The organism is Calothrix rhizosoleniae SC01, from assembly GCF_900185595.1.
GTDB classification, from domain to species: Bacteria; Cyanobacteriota; Cyanobacteriia; order Cyanobacteriales; family Nostocaceae; genus Calothrix_A; species Calothrix_A rhizosoleniae.
On record NZ_FYBH01000230.1, the window covers coordinates 1 to 16301 of the forward strand.

Consider the following 16301-nt stretch of genomic DNA (forward strand, 5'->3'; position numbering starts at 1 on the left):
GGTTGGTCTATCCCGTGGGATGTTGGGTAAACATTGCCTTGATGCGGGTTTTAGTCAGTTTTTCAACATCCTTGAACAAACTTGTTTTAAGCGTGGTGTCTATTTCCAGAAAGTAGACTCACGAAAGACAAGCCAAATATGTCCTAATTGCCAACACGAAACAGGTAAAAAGATATTATCACAACGTGTCCATAAATGCGACAATTGCGGCTACATAACCGATAGAGATGTAGCCGCTAGTCAAGTAGTTCTAATTAGAGGACTTGCAGCCGTAGGGCATACGGTGAAGATGCTTTCTGAGGGTAAAAAAAACGTTGGTTTCCCTATGATGAAAGAATCCCACGGTTGATCGCGTAGCGTAACTGTGGGAGTGTCAATTAGCGGGATTAAATGGTAAAGAGGAGTGATGCAAATCAATCATCAACTTGCCATTTTTGTTTCTACGGTAACCAAAGGTATATTCGACTTTGGTTTCTTTACCTGTATTGGCATCAGTAAAATAGTAGTTTCCCATTGTTACGGCATCGTTGCAACTAAGGCTGATTTCTGCGTTTTCAAACCTGACTTTACTCCAAGGTTGCAGAGCAAATCCTTTGTCTTCTGGAACAATACCTTTAATAAAATAGGATACCGCTTGCGCTTCTGTTAAACGAAATTGGCTCTGTGCTGCTTTTGTGGGTTTAAATAAAACTTTGCCTTCGTCGTAACCGTATAAGTTATCGACAGTATTCGCTGCTAAGGTTTTGTAATTTCCTCCGTTTTTGTATGCTTTTCCAATGGCTACAATTGCTTTTGCCCAAGTCTCTTGAGCATCCATCACATCCTTGCGGCTAATACAGTTATTCGCAATTTTGGTATCTGAATCTTGAGCTAAAGCTATATTCTCTAAATTAGCAGCCGCAAGTAAAATACTTCCTGTTATTATTACACCAACCAATACTGTCAATTTTTTTAATCTCATTGTCTTTTTTTGTAATATATGTGCTAGAGAACCAACTCAAAATTAGTTAAGACAAAAATGTCCGAATTTGAAAAGTTGAAACAATATTGATTATTTCATTCGCTTGAATTTTACCATTTTTTAGTGACATACTCTACACACTCCCCTTAGAGTGAGTGTGGGCTTTTCAGGAACCCTAGCTAAACACAAAAAAGTCTCACGGTTGGCTTTTTCACTTTGCCTTAAAAAAGCAGGGAGAACAAATGTTTTAGGCTTATTTACTTTTTTTCACATAGTTTGGTTTTATTGTGCCGACTTACTTACATAAAAACTATAATAATAGGAAAATCTAAAAATTTGCGATCGCTCAGAACTTGTTCGGGAGTAACTTCTAGTAAGCTGAGTTCGACGGAACTAAAAAACGACAGGAGATAGTGCAGATAACTTTTTTGGATACAATTGCCATTACTGTATTAAAAAATATCCCATAATCGGTAGGGGCACGGCACCCATAGTCTCTCAATGTATAAAGAGACTTTGCTAACGCCGTGCCCTTACGGGTCATTTATTTGTTAATATTCCCCAAAGCTAAACTGAACTTAACTGCTTTTCTGCCACAGCAGGTAGGTTGGGTGAAATGAAATGGAACCCAACATTAAATCCTTTCATCAAATTCCACCTATGCTATGAATCGAGCAAGAGTGTCGCAGTTAGATAAGCTAGAGCAAAGTCAACGTGATTCATAACAATATTATGTCTTCTCTTCCCGAACAGTCCAACTATTCAGTTAGCAATTTAACAGTAGCTGAATTAGAAGCTTTAATTACCAAGATAGTTCAAAAACTCATTCGAGAAGAAAGTCAAAAAAAATCAGAACAAGAGAAATTAGGGGAGAGTCAAGCTACTTATGAACAAACACCTCGTCCCTATGGACTTTGGCAAGGTAAAGTACAAATGTCCGATGATTTCGACATTCTACCAGATGCGATCGCAGCAGCTTTTGCTGGAGAAATGGAATGAAACTTTTACTCGATACCCATGTTTTAATTTAGTATCTTGCTGATGACTCAAAGTTACCTTCTGCTATTAGGAATTTGATTACTGAACCACAGCATCAAGTTTTTGTCAGTGTCGCAACAGTGTGGGAAATATCAATAAAAAAGGCTTTGGGTAAATTAACTTGCCCTGACAATCTACCTGAAGTTTTAGCTATATGTCGCTTTGAAGTGTTACCAATTAACATATCTCATGCTTTATAGATTGGTAGTTTACCACGTCATCATGATGACCCATTTGACCGGATGCTAATTGTACAATCAATGTTAGAAGATTTAACACTTGTTACAGCAGATTCTAGGATTCCAGCTTATGGCATTTCAATTTTGACTTTTTAGCTACAGTATTACCCCCTAGATAATAAAAAATGGGAAAGGATTACTCCTTCCCCCTATTCAACTTCTAATAATTTGAAATTTTTTCCTAGGATGACACTAAACTGAACTCAGCTGCTTTTCTACCACAGTTCCAGGATTCGCCTCAGCACTATCAGCCTCAGAAGGTGGAACAACCTGCCAGAATTTAGGTAAGTACTGTTGCCAATTTTCTAGAATCTGCTGACCCTTAGCCGAACCAGTCCTTTCGACATGGGCGGTAATTAAGTCTTTGAGTTGTTGCTCACCAGCTGGGGTACTCACCCTTTGGATAGTGACAATTTCTCGGTTAACTGATGCAGGGAAACTTCCTGGTTCATCTAAGAAATAAGCCAATCCACCAGTCATTCCCGCACCAACGTTACGTCCCACTTTACCGAGAACGACAATCACGCCACCAGTCATGTACTCACAGCAGTGATCTCCTGCACCTTCAATTACCGCAGTACCCTTGGAGTTCCTTACAGCAAAACGTTCGCCAGCTAATCCATTGGCAAATAATACACCTCCAGTAGCTCCATAAAGACAGGTATTACCTACAATCACGTTTTCTGAGGATTGATAATTAGCATCTGCTGGGGGTTTGATGATAATTTCACCGCCGTTCATCCCTTTACCAACATAATCATTGGCTTCTCCTTCTAGCGTCAGATGCATACAAGGAAGGTTGAAGGCTCCAAAGCTTTGCCCTACACTACCTCGGAAATTGAGGTTCATTTTGCCGCCAAAGCCTTCGTTTCCATATTTAGCAGCGATGACACCGGCTAACCTAGCTCCAATGGTGCGATCTGTATTTACTACATTAACTGTTTTGGTTACAGCTGATTGTCCACTAATGGCAGCTTGAATCTCAGCATCACTTAGTAATTGGTCGTCTAAAACAACACCATTACTATGTACCTGTTCATGAACTAACCAACTGCGGTCTGACTTTGTATCGGGTAATTTCAGCAAGCAATCTAAGTTCAGGGACTGGGTTTTGGTTAACTGAGCTTCTGCACGGGTTGTCAGTAAATCGGCACGCCCCATCAACTCTGTGAGGGAACGATAACCCAATTTTGCTAATAATGCCCGTACTTCTTCGGCTATGAAGTAGAAGAAATTAACAACATGTTCGGGAATACCACTAAATCGTTGCCGTAATTGCTCTTTCTGGGTAGCCACACCCACAGGACAGTCATTAGTATGGCAAATCCGCGCCATAATACAGCCTTCCGCAATCATGGCAATGGAACCAAAACCAAATTCCTCTGCTCCCATTAAGGCTCCCATAAGGACATCCCAGCCACTCTTGAGTCCCCCATCTACCCGGAGAATGACGCGATCGCGCAAACCATTTTCCATCAGTACCCGATGCACTTCTGTCAACCCGAATTCCCACGGAGAACCAGCGTGTTTAATAGAACTCAGAGGTGATGCTCCCGTACCGCCATCATGACCGGATACTTGGATAATATCGGCGTTGGCTTTAGCTACACCAGCAGCAATTGTGCCAATGCCAATTTCTGCCACCAATTTCACCGATACCTGAGCTTTGGGGTTAATTTGATGTAGGTCAAAAATTAACTGGGCTAAATCTTCAATGGAATAAATATCATGGTGAGGTGGTGGAGAAATTAAGGTAACTCCTGGCTTGGAGCGCCTTAAACCGGCGATGTAGGGACTAACTTTTTTACCTGGTAATTGTCCCCCCTCCCCTGGTTTCGCACCTTGGGCGACTTTAATTTCTATTTGTCGTCCACTCATTAAGTATTCTGGTGTTACCCCAAACCGTCCTGAGGCGACTTGCTTAATGGCACTACAGGCGGTATCTCCATTCCGTAGTCCTTTCAGGTGTGGTAAGGTGGCAGACTTGCCATTTTCATCCACGTCATCCAAAACTTTGTAACGTACTGGATCTTCTCCTCCTTCCCCAGAGTTGGATTTACCACCAATGCAATTCATGGCGATCGCTAGGGTTTCATGAGCTTCCCGTGACAATGCTCCTAGGGACATGCCCCCAGTACAGAAGCGTTGGGCAATATCACTAACTGATTCTACCTCTTCCAATGGGATGGGAGAGCGATCGCTCTGGAAGTCTAGTAAATCTCTCAGGGCTGTGACTGGTCTACCTTGCAAATATTGTTTGTAAACTTCGTAGTGATCATATTTTTTCCCATCAATGGCTTTATGCAGGGCTTTTGCCATTTCTGGGCTGTTCATGTGATATTCACCACCACGGCGATACTGAACAAAACCCAGGTTTTCTAATTTGGTCAAACTGAGTTCGGGGAAGGCTTTACTATGGAAAGATAGTACCTCCTGGGCTAAATCCTTGACACTCAAGCCACCAACACGGGAAGTTGTACCGCAGAATCCCAACTCTAATAAATCCCCACCAATACCAATGGCTTCAAAAATTTGGGCGGCTTGATAGCTGGAAAGCAGAGAAATTCCCATTTTAGACAGGATTTTCAACAAACCAGATTCCACAGCTTGCCGGTAATTCCCTATAGCTTGCTCTAAGGTAATAGCAGCAATTTTACCCCGTTGCATGAACTGTTGGGTTTTGGGGTTTGTCCACCATACCCGTACAGTATCTAATGCCATATACGGGCAAACCGCCGTTGCACCGTAGCCAATTAAACAAGCGAAGTGATGGGTGCTCCAACATTGAGCCGTATTCACCACCAATGATGCCTGCATCCGTAGACCTTGACGAATGAGGTAATGGTGGACTGCACCTACTGCCAGTAAGGGGGGAATATAAGTATACTCCTTACTAATACCTCCTCCCTCTTGGTCAGACAGGATTAAAATCTTGGCACCAGCCTTAACAGATGCCGCAGCTTGCGCCTGTAATTGTTCTACTGCTATTTGCAATCCTTGGGGACCCCCAGCAATGGGAAATAGAGTAGATAACTTGGCAGTAGTATAGTCAGATTTGGCAATTGCTGCTAATTCTGCTTCTGTTAAGACTGGGGAATCAGACTTAATTCTCTGGGCATATTCTGGTTTGGGTGCTAATAAATTGCCCCGCTCGCCCAACTCCATACTCAAGGACATCACCAGTTTTTCCCGCAAGGGGTCAATAGCTGGATTTGTTACCTGAGCAAAACGCTGTTTGAAGTAGTCATACAACAGATGAGGCTTATCTGACAATACTGCTAAAGGAATATCATCACCCATACAGAAAGTCGCTTCTTTCCCATCCATCGCCATTGGTTGAATCACCATTTCCACATCTTCTGTGGTGTAGCCAAAGGCGACTTGTTCTCGCAATAAACTTTGTCTGTCTAGGGTTTGCGCAGAACCTGTGCCGTTACCATTGCCATTACCATTGGCGACTCCTGACGAACTATCAACTAAATTCTTCAGTTCTTGGCGGTACTGTTGCAACCACTGTCCATAGGGTTGACTCTTGGCAATGCGCTGTTTAATTTCCCAATTTTTCAGTACTTCATTGGATTCTAAATCCACCGCAATCATTTGTCCGGGACCAAGTCTACCTTTCTCCACAATATTGGATTCGGGAAAATCAACCACACCAGCTTCGGAAGAGACAACAATATAATCATCTTTAGTAATGCAGTAACGAGCTGGTCTCAAACCGTTTCTGTCTAAAGTTGCTCCGACTTTACGTCCATCGCTAAATACTAACAGGGCTGGACCATCCCAAGCTTCTTGTAAACCACTGTAGTATTCGTAGAAGTCAACAATTTCTGGATATTTTTCCAGTTCTGGCTGATTCTTATAAGCCTCTGGAACCATAATCATTAGAGCTTCCAAAGGACTGCGTCCAGAGCGCACCATTAATTCTAAGGCGTTATCTAGGTTAGCAGAATCGCTATTATTAATATTGACAAAAGGCTTCAAATCTTGTAATTTATTTTCCCAAATTGGATGATCGAGAGTTGATTCCCGTGCAGCCATCCAATTAATGTTACCTAACAGGGTATTAATTTCTCCATTATGACCCAATAATCGCATGGGTTGGGCTAGGGGCCATTTGGGCATGGTATTGGTGCTAAAACGGCGATGGTACACCGCAAAGCTACTTGTATATTCAGTATTTTGTAAGTCTTGGTAAAAGTCTCCTAAAACAGCTGATCGCACCATACCTTTATAAACAATGGTACGGCTAGATAGGGAACAAACATAAAATTCCTCGGTACAGCTGTCTGTCTGCTGGCGTATGGCTTTGACTATGCTACGACGAGTAATGTACAACTGCCTTTCTAAGTCATCGCCACTTTTATCTTCAGAGATAAGAAATACTTGCTCAATCTGGGGTTGATTATCCTTTGCCTGTACTCCTAATATACTGGGCTGTACAGGCACTTCTCGCCAAGCCAGAACTGTCAGTTTTTCTGAATTAGCAACTCGCTCAAATGTATCTTTTGCCTTCTTCGCAGCTTGGGAGTCTCTCGGTAAGAATATCATCCCCACCGCCATCCGAGAGTTCGGGGTAATTTCTGTTCCCCTTCCTGCTAAATCTGTTTGCAACAACTTCCACGGGATAGCCGTTAATATACCTGCTCCATCACCAGAATCACGATCAGCACTACAACCACCCCGATGCTCTAGACAAGTCAAAGCCGTCAAAGCTTTCGCCACAATATCATGGCTAGGCTGATTTTGACGATGAGCTATAAACCCTACTCCACAGGCATCTCTTTCTTCTACTAGCCATCTTTGTCCCTGGTAGGTTTGTCTAGAATCATTATCCGAAAATCTCATTTTCTGGTGTTGATTCATTCCTTTGTTATTCATAGGCTATCCCTGACATTTGGAGTTATGTTTGTTGCCGCTTATACCATTTTGGATTTTAGATTTTAGATGGATTATGAAAGAGTTACGAAATAAGCTTTTCTTTCTTTCCATCTTTTGCCATCATTGTCCAAATTGGTATTATTTGTGAGAATTTTTCTGAGTACAGATATAAAGAAATATAGAATACCTGAAATTGAGGAAAAAAAAATTCTAACTGCGAGTGTGTTTGAAACTCACGTTAAAATTATGCAGCTTTTTTATGTGTTTATTCTGAGTTAAGCAAATCACACTTTACCCTAAAGGCTTGTTATTCCTGAACAAAAACTGTTTTTTCACCTGATCGTGCTCATATTACCTTGCTAGTTTGGGCCTTGCTAGTTCGGGTATAAAATCTTTTTTGGGCACAACCAAATATTTGCTTCTTTGAAGCAAAAACCTCACTAAACATTTGCGGCTGAATAAGGACTAGAATTATTCTGATTTACTAACAAAATCAGCGTATTACACTATATACCCATTTGACAATTCCCAAAAATATTTATTTTTTATTGACCATTTATGTTTTATGTGCGAGTTGTTATGACTACCTGCTGCCTCTAGTGTTACTAACCACCAAATATAATTTGACTAGCAACTACCTTAAAAGACAAATGCGAGTTGCAACTATGTTTAAATTGCCAAGATTTTAGACGGGTTAAAGTTGACTGTTTGTTTGATTAAAAACTTTTAATTGCCATGAACTTACTTAGGTGATTGTTGCTGACTGCAATGCAGATACAAGATGCCAATATAAATAATATCATATCTTAACCAGAAAAAATTATGGTTTAGTTAATTTTGTCCAATTAAGAAAACTCTACAGAGCGAGGAAGGAGGGGAAGAGGGAAGGAGGGAAAGAGGGAAGGAGCAGGGAGCAGGGAGCAGGGGGACAAGGAGAAGAAATTTTGATAGTTAACCGTCAACCATCAACCATCAACCCTCAACTACCAACTACCAACCACCAACTAACAACTAACAACTAACAACTATCAACCATCAACCATCACTCTCTCACTCCCTCACTCCCTCACTCCCTCACTCCCCATACTCCCCAAATGGGAACATCTATTGCTGTTTTCGGAACAGATATAAATAATATGACTAGGAATTTATGGTAAAAATGCCATACTTCTGTTTTTAGCAATACGGTGGTGTGATGGTTCGCGACTGCAATTTTTCCCTCAAATTGACTCAAACTTCAATCTCTTCCATCCTATGTTTTGTATTGGGTTTAACACCCACAAATGTTGTCAATGCTCAACAGTCTATCAAGCCACCTGTAAAGCCAGGAGTATTTTTATCAGGTCAACAAATATTTCTCAATGGTCGGATGTTAACTGGGGCTTGGCTCCAGCAAAAGAGTAAAGCTGTAGGAGTGAAAACTTACCTGAGTGATGCCATAGTCATGGGAGCTTTGGGAGTAGATTTCCGTAATAACTTTAATCCCCAAAGACAACCTATACAGTGGTTCTCCTCTACAACCAAACCCCAAAGTCTAGCTAGCTTATTAATTGGTGGCTATCGCTATCTTGATATGACCAATTTTGCCAAAACTGCGGGATGGAAAATCAAAACCCAAGGAAATACCCTGTTTATTTCTACACCCACGGCTAAGGTAACAGCCATTAATCAACTACCAAACCCGACATTTCAAACAATTACCATTGATTTAAACCGTCCCACTCCTTGGCAATTGAGACAGGAATTACCAGTCAAGAGAAAGCCTGCTCAAACCTCGTCTTCAAGCCCAGATGATATTATCCTCAAACCAACTACACCACCAAATCGGGATTGGACAATTACCTTAGATAGCATTGCTGATCCTGTTTTAGTACAACGCTATGCTCCAGCACCAGAACCACTATCACTACCCAACTTTCTCAAACAACTAACACCAGAATTACCATCGCCACAACCACCTCAACCCGAACCCCTGATTAAAGCAGTCAAGGTTGTTAAAAATCAAACATTTGTTACTTTGAGTGTTCCCTTTGGTTTTGCTCCCAGAGTTATTACTGCTAATAATCCCCACAAATTGCAAGTGGAAATTCGTCCAGATGCCCTATTAACCAAAAATATTACTTGGGCTAAGGGGATTCGCTGGCGGCAACAGTGGGTAACTTTAGGCACAGAGCGTTTTCCTATTGTTTCCATCGAATTAGATCCCCGTACCTCTGGATTACAACTCAGACCCTTTATTGCCCAACCTGATACAGTGGTGGGTACGGCACCATTAATTAGAAGTGCGCGGCAAAATGTAGCATTAACAGCTATTAACGGTGGCTTTTTCAATCGCAATAACCGCTTACCATTGGGAGCAATTCGTCGGGATGGTCAGTGGTTATCTAGCCCTATTTTGAACCGGGGTGCGATCGCCTGGAATGATTCTGGTCAATTCTACTATGGTCGCCTTGCTTTAAAAGAAACTTTAATCACTAGTAATAGGCAAAGACTACCGATTTTATATCTCAACAGTGGATTTGTGCAGTCAGGTATTTCTCGCTATACTCCTGCTTGGGGTCAAGCCTACACACCCTTAAGTAATAACGAAATAATTTTAACTGTCCAGAAAAATCAAATTACGAATCAATTACCGGGAGGTAACGCCGGAGAAATACCTGTTCCCATTCCTGCTGATGGTTACTTACTAATCTTGCGTGGTAGTGCTGTGAGCAATACCAATCAATTACCTATAGGAACTAATATTCGCATTGACAGTGACACCACCCCCGGAGAATTTAATCGTTATCCCCATATTCTCGGTGCGGGACCATTATTGTTACAAAATCGGCAAATAGTTCTAGATGGTGCAAGTGAAAAATTCAATAGTAGCTTTATCAAAGCTAAAGCAATTCGCAGTGCTATTTGTACTACCAGCACAGGTAACTTAATGATTGCTGCTGTCCATCATCGTGCGGGTGGTGCTGGTCCAACTTTAGCAGAACATGCCCAACTCATGCAGCGTATGGGGTGCATAAATGCTTTAAATTTGGATGGTGGGAGTTCTACCAGTTTGTACTTGGGAGGACAACTACTCAATCGTTCTCCTAATACTGCGGCTCGCGTCCATAATGGAATTGGTATTTTTCTCCAACCTCGTCTTGAGAAAACCAAGTAATTTGAGGCTACGAAACTCATTACCAGTCAGGTTATTGTTGGGTTATCCTGTCTTTTTGTCAGTCTATTTAAGTATATATGCTTAATTTTTCATGGATTCTGATTACTGATTTTTAATAGTTATAAATTTGACATTTATTCCGGGAATTCTATAAGTGTGGTTAACAGGATAAATCTGTCAGATTTATGTTAAAAAATATAAAATTAATTAACTTTAATCATCTGAAATTAGCTAGTAAACTCACCTTAGTACTTTTTTGTGTGTTTATCGGAGGAATGTTACTCAGTGGTACAGCTTTATCTTCTCTGTTAAATTATCGTACCGAGAATGAAATTACCTCCAAGGCTTTAATGCTAATTCAGACCATGAGCTCTGTCAGAAATTATACTAGTAATCAAGTTAAACCAGAGCTATTAGATAAGTTAGAAACAAAATTTTTGCCTGAAAGTGTACCAGCTTACTCTGCGCGGGAAGTATTTGAAAATTTCCGTGCTGATCCAACTTACAATAATTTCTTTTATAAGGAAGCAACTTTAAATCCTACAAATCTTCGAGATAAAGCTGACGCTTTTGAGACTGAGATAATTCAACGCTTTCGCCAATCAAGAGATTTGAAAGAATTAAAAGGCTTTCGCTCTAGTAAAAATGGTAATATATTTTACATTGCTCGACCTTTGAGAATCTCGAAAGATAGCTGTTTACAATGTCACAGTGTTGCCAATCGCGCACCCAAGAGTATGATTAAACTTTATGGAGCGACTAATGGCTTTGGATGGAAATTAAATGAAATTGTGGGAGCTCAAATCATTTCTGTCCCAGCCAGCAAAGTATTCCAAAGTGCTCGGGAATCTTTTATTGTTACTATGGGCATTGTGCTAGGAGTATTTGCTCTAGCCACATTCATAGTTAATTTTTGGCTCAAACATGCGGTTGTGCAACCTTTAACTCGTATGGCTCAAGTCGCGGAAGTGATAAGTAAGGGTGACTTAAAAGCGGAATTTCAAAAATTATCCAATGATGAAGTCGGTCAATTAGCAGAAGCCTTTACACGGATGAAAACAAGTTTTGCTTTGGCTATGAGAAGACTGAAAAAACAGCAGAATTAATTAGCAGCTGAGTAGCATGTCAGTTCATTGCAGACGTTGCTTAAATTTTTTAGCTTGTTCGGGGTTGGAAATTTCCTTCGCCAGGACTTCTATCAATTGTTTAGGTGTGAGGCTAGGGTATTGTTTGATTGTTTCATCAAGAATATACTCAGCAATGGGACCAACAAATTCAACTAATTCTTTTTGACAAAGCTTGAGAAATTCAGGCTCTAAGGCTGCTAATTTTACTGTTGAATGTGGGGGTGGTGGTTGAAGAAAGTTTGATTTGGATATGTGGGATACGGGAGTCACTATTTTTTCTTCCCAAACAGCAAATTCAACTTCACCTTCTATCACTACACAGAATCTTCCTGCATCCAGTTTTTGTTGGCAAGTATCAATAGCTACTTGACGAAAACGCTTGGAAAATAATTGCCCTTTTTTCAACAGTTTTCCTTGAAATATAAATTCTTTGGTAGTTTTATCATCAATTATTCCCCTCGCTTCTAATTCCTGTGCTTTCAACACCAATATGTCCATTTTTTAGCTGTTTATTGTGATCTGTTATGTGGTTTTGTTTTTTATAGAGTACGTCTAAATGAGAGATATTATAAGTCTTGTATTGTTTCATATTGAAGATGCATATTATTGATGGGAGAGAACATGTAAGCTTCGTACTGTTCTCCCAGCATTACTTGTGATCATCTAGATTTTATGCGACCTAATCGTAAATTGGTCTTGAGCAATTATTGTGATTATAAATAGCCATTATTAGTTACGTACACCAATGAATATGAAAAATTTACAAACAAGCAGTCCTAATCAACAAATTTTCTTTTCTGAAAAAAAGAAACAATATCTAAAATTTCTTCTAGCACTGACCACATTTTGAGTACTTGAATTTTTAAAGTTAAGAAAAAGTTGTTATTTTTTTGATGAAGAAATTATATAAAGTTGTTAGTTACACCAGTTATTCATACCACTGACAAGATTTATTTTGCTATCTTTGGCAAGAGTGGTCTAAATTGCCAACGTCCATAATGGCAACATAGCACCATATTCTTGCATCTAAAATATTCAGTATGGATAGTAACAAATAAACGAGGTAAATATGGCTCAATCTCAAGAAACTTCTTCTATCGCATCTCTACCTGTGCCACCGAGTGTTACTCCTAGGGGAGTTGCAGCGACGGAGTTACGTCCTTGGGGCTCTTTTACGGTTTTAGAAGAAGGGCGGGGATACAAAATTAAGCGGATTGAAGTTAAACCAGGACATCGCCTGAGCCTACAAATGCACCATCACCGCAGCGAACACTGGATTGTTGTATCTGGTACAGCCAAGGTGGTTTGTGGCGATGAAGAAATTTTATTAAGCAATAACCGTTCTACCTATGTTCCTCAATGTACCGCCCATCGTTTAGAAAACCCTGGTGTTATTAACCTGGTTCTAATTGAGGTGCAAAATGGGGAATATCTCGGAGAAGATGATATTATTCGCTACCAAGATGATTATTCTCGGGTTTCTCAAGATGATTAAATCCCTCAGCGATCGCTGATAGATAAAATAGAATAATTATCATGTCAGTGGTTGAATTACCAGAAGTATAGCGAGAGGGTGAAAGCCTCTGAAAAATAGCAACACAGTTGCGTATTTTGTTCTTTAGACAGGGGACGAAACCCGATACGGTGGGATTTATCCCACAGTCCCCACAGGGTGAGCGAAAAAAGTGTGGGGAGTGATTTTTTGGATACTTAGCTAGAAATCCCACCCAAAATTTAGTTTACCCGTCCCCACATCATGGAATAATTACTGACCTATGTAATATTAAATTCTTAATTCTGCTGTATGATTGTGCTTACCCCATCTGTAATCTTGACGATGGGGTTTTCAGTTTTTATCAGTGATTCATGATTCAAATTAGCCCAACAGCAGCCAAAGAAATTCGCCGGTTAATGTCTCAGCAGCAAATATCCAACAATTGCTGTCGATTAGCAGTTAAACCAGGTGGCTGCAATGATTTTTTTTATGATCTTTCCTTTAATAATGGAGAAATAGGGAACAGCGATAGTGCATTTGACTGTGATGATATTCAAGTTATCATAGATTCAGAAAGTTTAAATTATGTCAAGGACTTAAAGTTAGATTATTCTGAAGACTTAATGGGGGGTGCTTTTCGTTTTTATAATCCCCAAGCCAATGTTACTTGTGGTTGTGGCAACTCTTTTTCTCTCAAACAGGAGGGTTAATTAGTCAGAAATTTATCAATACAAAAGTGTTTTACTGTATGTGAAGTAGATCGGTGTTGAAAATTGTCGTTATGACAATACAGTGCCGATGAAAAAATTCACCACCAATTCAATTATCTAAGTAGAATTTTCCTTTCCCCTTGCATCCTGCTCCCCGTCCCTGCATTTTTCAAGTCAGCCTATATAATTAGCATTTTAGGAACAAAAAGATGATGAAAATGTCTGATTAAATATAATAATTCAGTTGGAAAAATTATAAAAATCTCTATATATGAGATATACCTCTCTACGCCAAAAAAGAAAAAAAAATCACAATTATCGAATATTAATATTTATAGTAGCCGTAATCTTTTTTTTAATTAGTTTATTCACAAAATTTTCCCTGTTTACTAATAGTCAAACAGTAATGGCAGCTAGTGGAATGGCAATGCAATTACCTCTTTCTACCCGTGGTGCCAAAATTATTGATGCTAAAGGCAAACCAGTATTACTCAGAGGAGTTAACTGGTTTGGCATGGAAACAGAAACACAAGCTCCTCAAGGCTTATGGCAGCGAGATTACAAAGATATGCTGTCACAGATTAAACTATTGGGTTATAACCTGATCCGTTTACCATACTCCGTACAAGCATTGGCTAGCAACTCTCCCACGGTATTACCAGATGCTACAAGTATTAATTATGCTATTGGTAGCAATAAGGAGTTGGAAGGAAAAACCCCTTTAGAGGTAATGGATTTAATTATTCAAGAAGCCCAAAACCAGGGATTATTAATTTTGCTTGACAATCATCGCTTAAATAACCAACGCATTCCTGAATTATGGTATGGAGATGGTTTTACGGAAGCTGATTGGATTAATACTTGGAAAATGTTAGCTATAAGATATAAAAATCAAGCTAATGTCATTGGTGCAGATTTAAAAAATGAACCTCATGGTAAGGCAAGTTGGGGTACGGGTGATTTAAAAACTGATTGGAGACTAGCAGCTGAACGTGCTGGTAATGAGATTTTGGCTATTAATCCCAATTGGTTAATTGTGGTGGAAGGAGTAGAAAAAAATGTGCCTAATCAACATCTAAAAATACATTGGCATGGTGGCAATTTAGAAGGAGTTAAACGTTATCCAGTGCGTTTATCTCGGCGAAATAAATTAGTTTATTCTCCCCATGAATATGGCCCAGGAGTATATAATCAATCCTATTTTACAGATAAAAACTTTCCCGAAAATCTTTTACATCGCTGGCAAATAGGATTTCATTATGTTTCTAGTCAACATCTTGCTCCCATCTTCATTGGAGAATTTGGTGGACGACAGGTAGATCCAAAAACTCCAGAGGGAATTTGGCAAACTAAATTTGTGCAATATATTCAGGAGAAAAACTTAAGTTTTAGTTACTGGAGTTGGAACCCTAACAGTGTTGATACAGGGGGTATATTATTAGATGATTGGCAAAGTATAGATATTCCGAAACAGCAATTACTATCACAATTATTACCTGTCAAGTTAACTCCTGAATTAATCGCACAGATGGGGAGAAAAAAATTAGATGAAGTTGAAATTATTAATCCAGACACAAGTGTAGTCAATCTTCCCTCATCTATTGCCCCCACTGATAAGCAATTACAAGCAACTACTGATATTTATTCTGATTGGGATACAGGGTTTTGCGTTAATTTTAAAATTACGAATCAAAGTAATTTAAAAGTAAAAGGTTGGCAATTATCTTTTGAGATGAAACAAGCTAAGATAAATAATTCTTGGAATGGTAATTTTATTAAAAAAGGTAAAAAAGAATATATTATAAATCCCTTAGTTTGGGGAGAAAATATTGAACCAAATCAAGTTATAAATATTGGTTTCTGTGCTCAGAAATTAGGATTAGATTACAAACCTATAAATATGAAAGTAAAGTAAAATAAAGTTATTTTTGTCGTTATATAACAAGAGGTAAGAGCAGTCCCGATGAAAAACATTTCACCATCAAGGATGAAATATGGTTCTTTTCCCTACCACACCCTGCACTACAAATCCTCCTTATAAGACGATACTGCCTCCTGCCTCAAAACGAGATGAGTTTTACCTTACTCAGATGAAAATGTCTGTATTTATCCCACAGGAATGGAAATTATAAACTCTGAGCCCTCCCCTAGAGTGGAATCAACCTCCAAAGTTCCTTGATGTTTTTCCACTATAATTTCATGGGCAATGGATAACCCTAATCCTGTTCCTTTACCCACTACCTTAGTAGTAAATTGGTGGTCAAATATTTTTTCTTTGACTGTATCTGACATGCCAATCCCATTATCTCGAATACGAATCAAGATGTAATCGCCACTATCATTTAGACAGGTTTTGATTGTAATAACATTTGGATTTGCCCAGATTTCATCTACACTACGACTCTTATTTCCATCTTCCAAGGCATTAATGGCATTTGCCAGTAGGTTCATAAATACTTGATTCAAGGGTCCGGCGAAACATTTCACTGGAGGTAAATCACCATAGCCCTTTACTATTTTAATGGCAGGACGTTTCTCATTTGCTTTCCAACGGTGATTGAGAATCAGTAGGGTACTATCGATGCCTTTGTGAATATCAAATAAGTAATCAAACAAAATTATTTACACATTCACTTAAAATAAAATATATAGATTCCAAGGGTGAATCTACATAACAGAAAAAATGCGAT

Annotated in this window: 12 protein-coding genes; 8 read left to right on the forward strand and 4 right to left on the reverse strand. The window is 39.4% G+C overall.

Translation table 11 applies throughout. From position 1 onward, the window contains the following. A partial coding sequence (locus CALSC_RS13735) for a zinc ribbon domain-containing protein (RefSeq protein WP_143288255.1) occupies window positions 1-349 on the forward strand: 349 nt, incomplete at its 5' end. A 24-nt stretch (window positions 350-373) separates the two neighbouring features. On the opposite strand, the gene CALSC_RS13740 is transcribed toward CALSC_RS13735, so the two are convergent. After that, a complete protein-coding gene (locus CALSC_RS13740) occupies window positions 374-961 on the reverse strand; it encodes a hypothetical protein (RefSeq protein ID WP_088241894.1) in 588 nt (195 codons plus the stop codon). Between the two features lie 732 nt (window positions 962-1693). Here CALSC_RS13740 and CALSC_RS13745 point away from each other — a divergent pair. Together CALSC_RS13745 and CALSC_RS27035 are read left to right on the forward strand one after the other, a co-directional pair. Then, window positions 1694-1960 carry a hypothetical protein gene (locus tag CALSC_RS13745; protein ID WP_088241895.1) on the forward strand — a complete coding sequence of 89 codons (267 nt, stop codon included), beginning with the start codon at window positions 1694-1696 and terminating at the stop codon, window positions 1958-1960. 74 nt (window positions 1961-2034) lie between these two features. After that, a complete protein-coding gene (locus tag CALSC_RS27035) occupies window positions 2035-2199 on the forward strand; it encodes a PIN domain-containing protein (protein ID WP_200817634.1) in 165 nt (54 codons plus the stop codon). A gap of 231 nt (window positions 2200-2430) precedes the next feature. Here CALSC_RS27035 and gltB read toward each other — a convergent pair whose 3' ends face one another. Then, window positions 2431-7122 (reverse strand): glutamate synthase large subunit, encoded by a 4692-nt coding sequence (gene gltB, locus CALSC_RS13755; RefSeq protein ID WP_088241896.1) that lies wholly within the window; start codon window positions 7120-7122, stop codon window positions 2431-2433. A gap of 1195 nt (window positions 7123-8317) precedes the next feature. On the opposite strand from gltB, the gene CALSC_RS13760 reads away from it, so the two are divergent. Both CALSC_RS13760 and CALSC_RS13765 read left to right on the forward strand, forming a co-directional pair. Beyond that, entirely contained in the window at window positions 8318-10279 is a 1962-nt protein-coding gene (locus CALSC_RS13760; RefSeq protein ID WP_088241897.1) for a phosphodiester glycosidase family protein, read from the forward strand. A 185-nt stretch (window positions 10280-10464) separates the two neighbouring features. Then, the gene (locus tag CALSC_RS13765; RefSeq protein WP_088241898.1) at window positions 10465-11385 is read left to right on the forward strand and encodes a Tll0287-like domain-containing protein; all 921 of its coding nucleotides are present in this window, start codon (window positions 10465-10467) and stop codon (window positions 11383-11385) included. A 24-nt stretch (window positions 11386-11409) separates the two neighbouring features. Here the strand turns inward: CALSC_RS13765 and CALSC_RS13770 are convergent, their stop codons facing one another. After that, entirely contained in the window at window positions 11410-11904 is a 495-nt protein-coding gene (locus CALSC_RS13770) for a hypothetical protein (protein WP_088241899.1), read from the reverse strand. Window positions 11905-12475: 571 nt separating this feature from the next. Here CALSC_RS13770 and CALSC_RS13775 point away from each other — a divergent pair. The 3 genes from CALSC_RS13775 (at window position 12476) to CALSC_RS13785 (ending at window position 15526) form a co-directional block, all read left to right on the forward strand. Continuing rightward, complete coding sequence (locus tag CALSC_RS13775) at window positions 12476-12901, forward strand: phosphomannose isomerase type II C-terminal cupin domain (RefSeq protein ID WP_088241900.1); 426 nt, start codon at window positions 12476-12478, stop codon at window positions 12899-12901. A gap of 371 nt (window positions 12902-13272) precedes the next feature. Further along, entirely contained in the window at window positions 13273-13611 is a 339-nt protein-coding gene (locus tag CALSC_RS13780) for a HesB/IscA family protein (protein WP_088241901.1), read from the forward strand. Window positions 13612-13882: 271 nt separating this feature from the next. Next, the gene (locus tag CALSC_RS13785) at window positions 13883-15526 is read left to right on the forward strand and encodes a cellulase family glycosylhydrolase (RefSeq protein ID WP_088241902.1); all 1644 of its coding nucleotides are present in this window, start codon (window positions 13883-13885) and stop codon (window positions 15524-15526) included. Between the two features lie 191 nt (window positions 15527-15717). Here CALSC_RS13785 and CALSC_RS13790 read toward each other — a convergent pair whose 3' ends face one another. Then, window positions 15718-16227 (reverse strand): sensor histidine kinase, encoded by a 510-nt coding sequence (locus tag CALSC_RS13790; protein ID WP_235006788.1) that lies wholly within the window; start codon window positions 16225-16227, stop codon window positions 15718-15720. Window positions 16228-16301 lie beyond the last annotated feature (74 nt).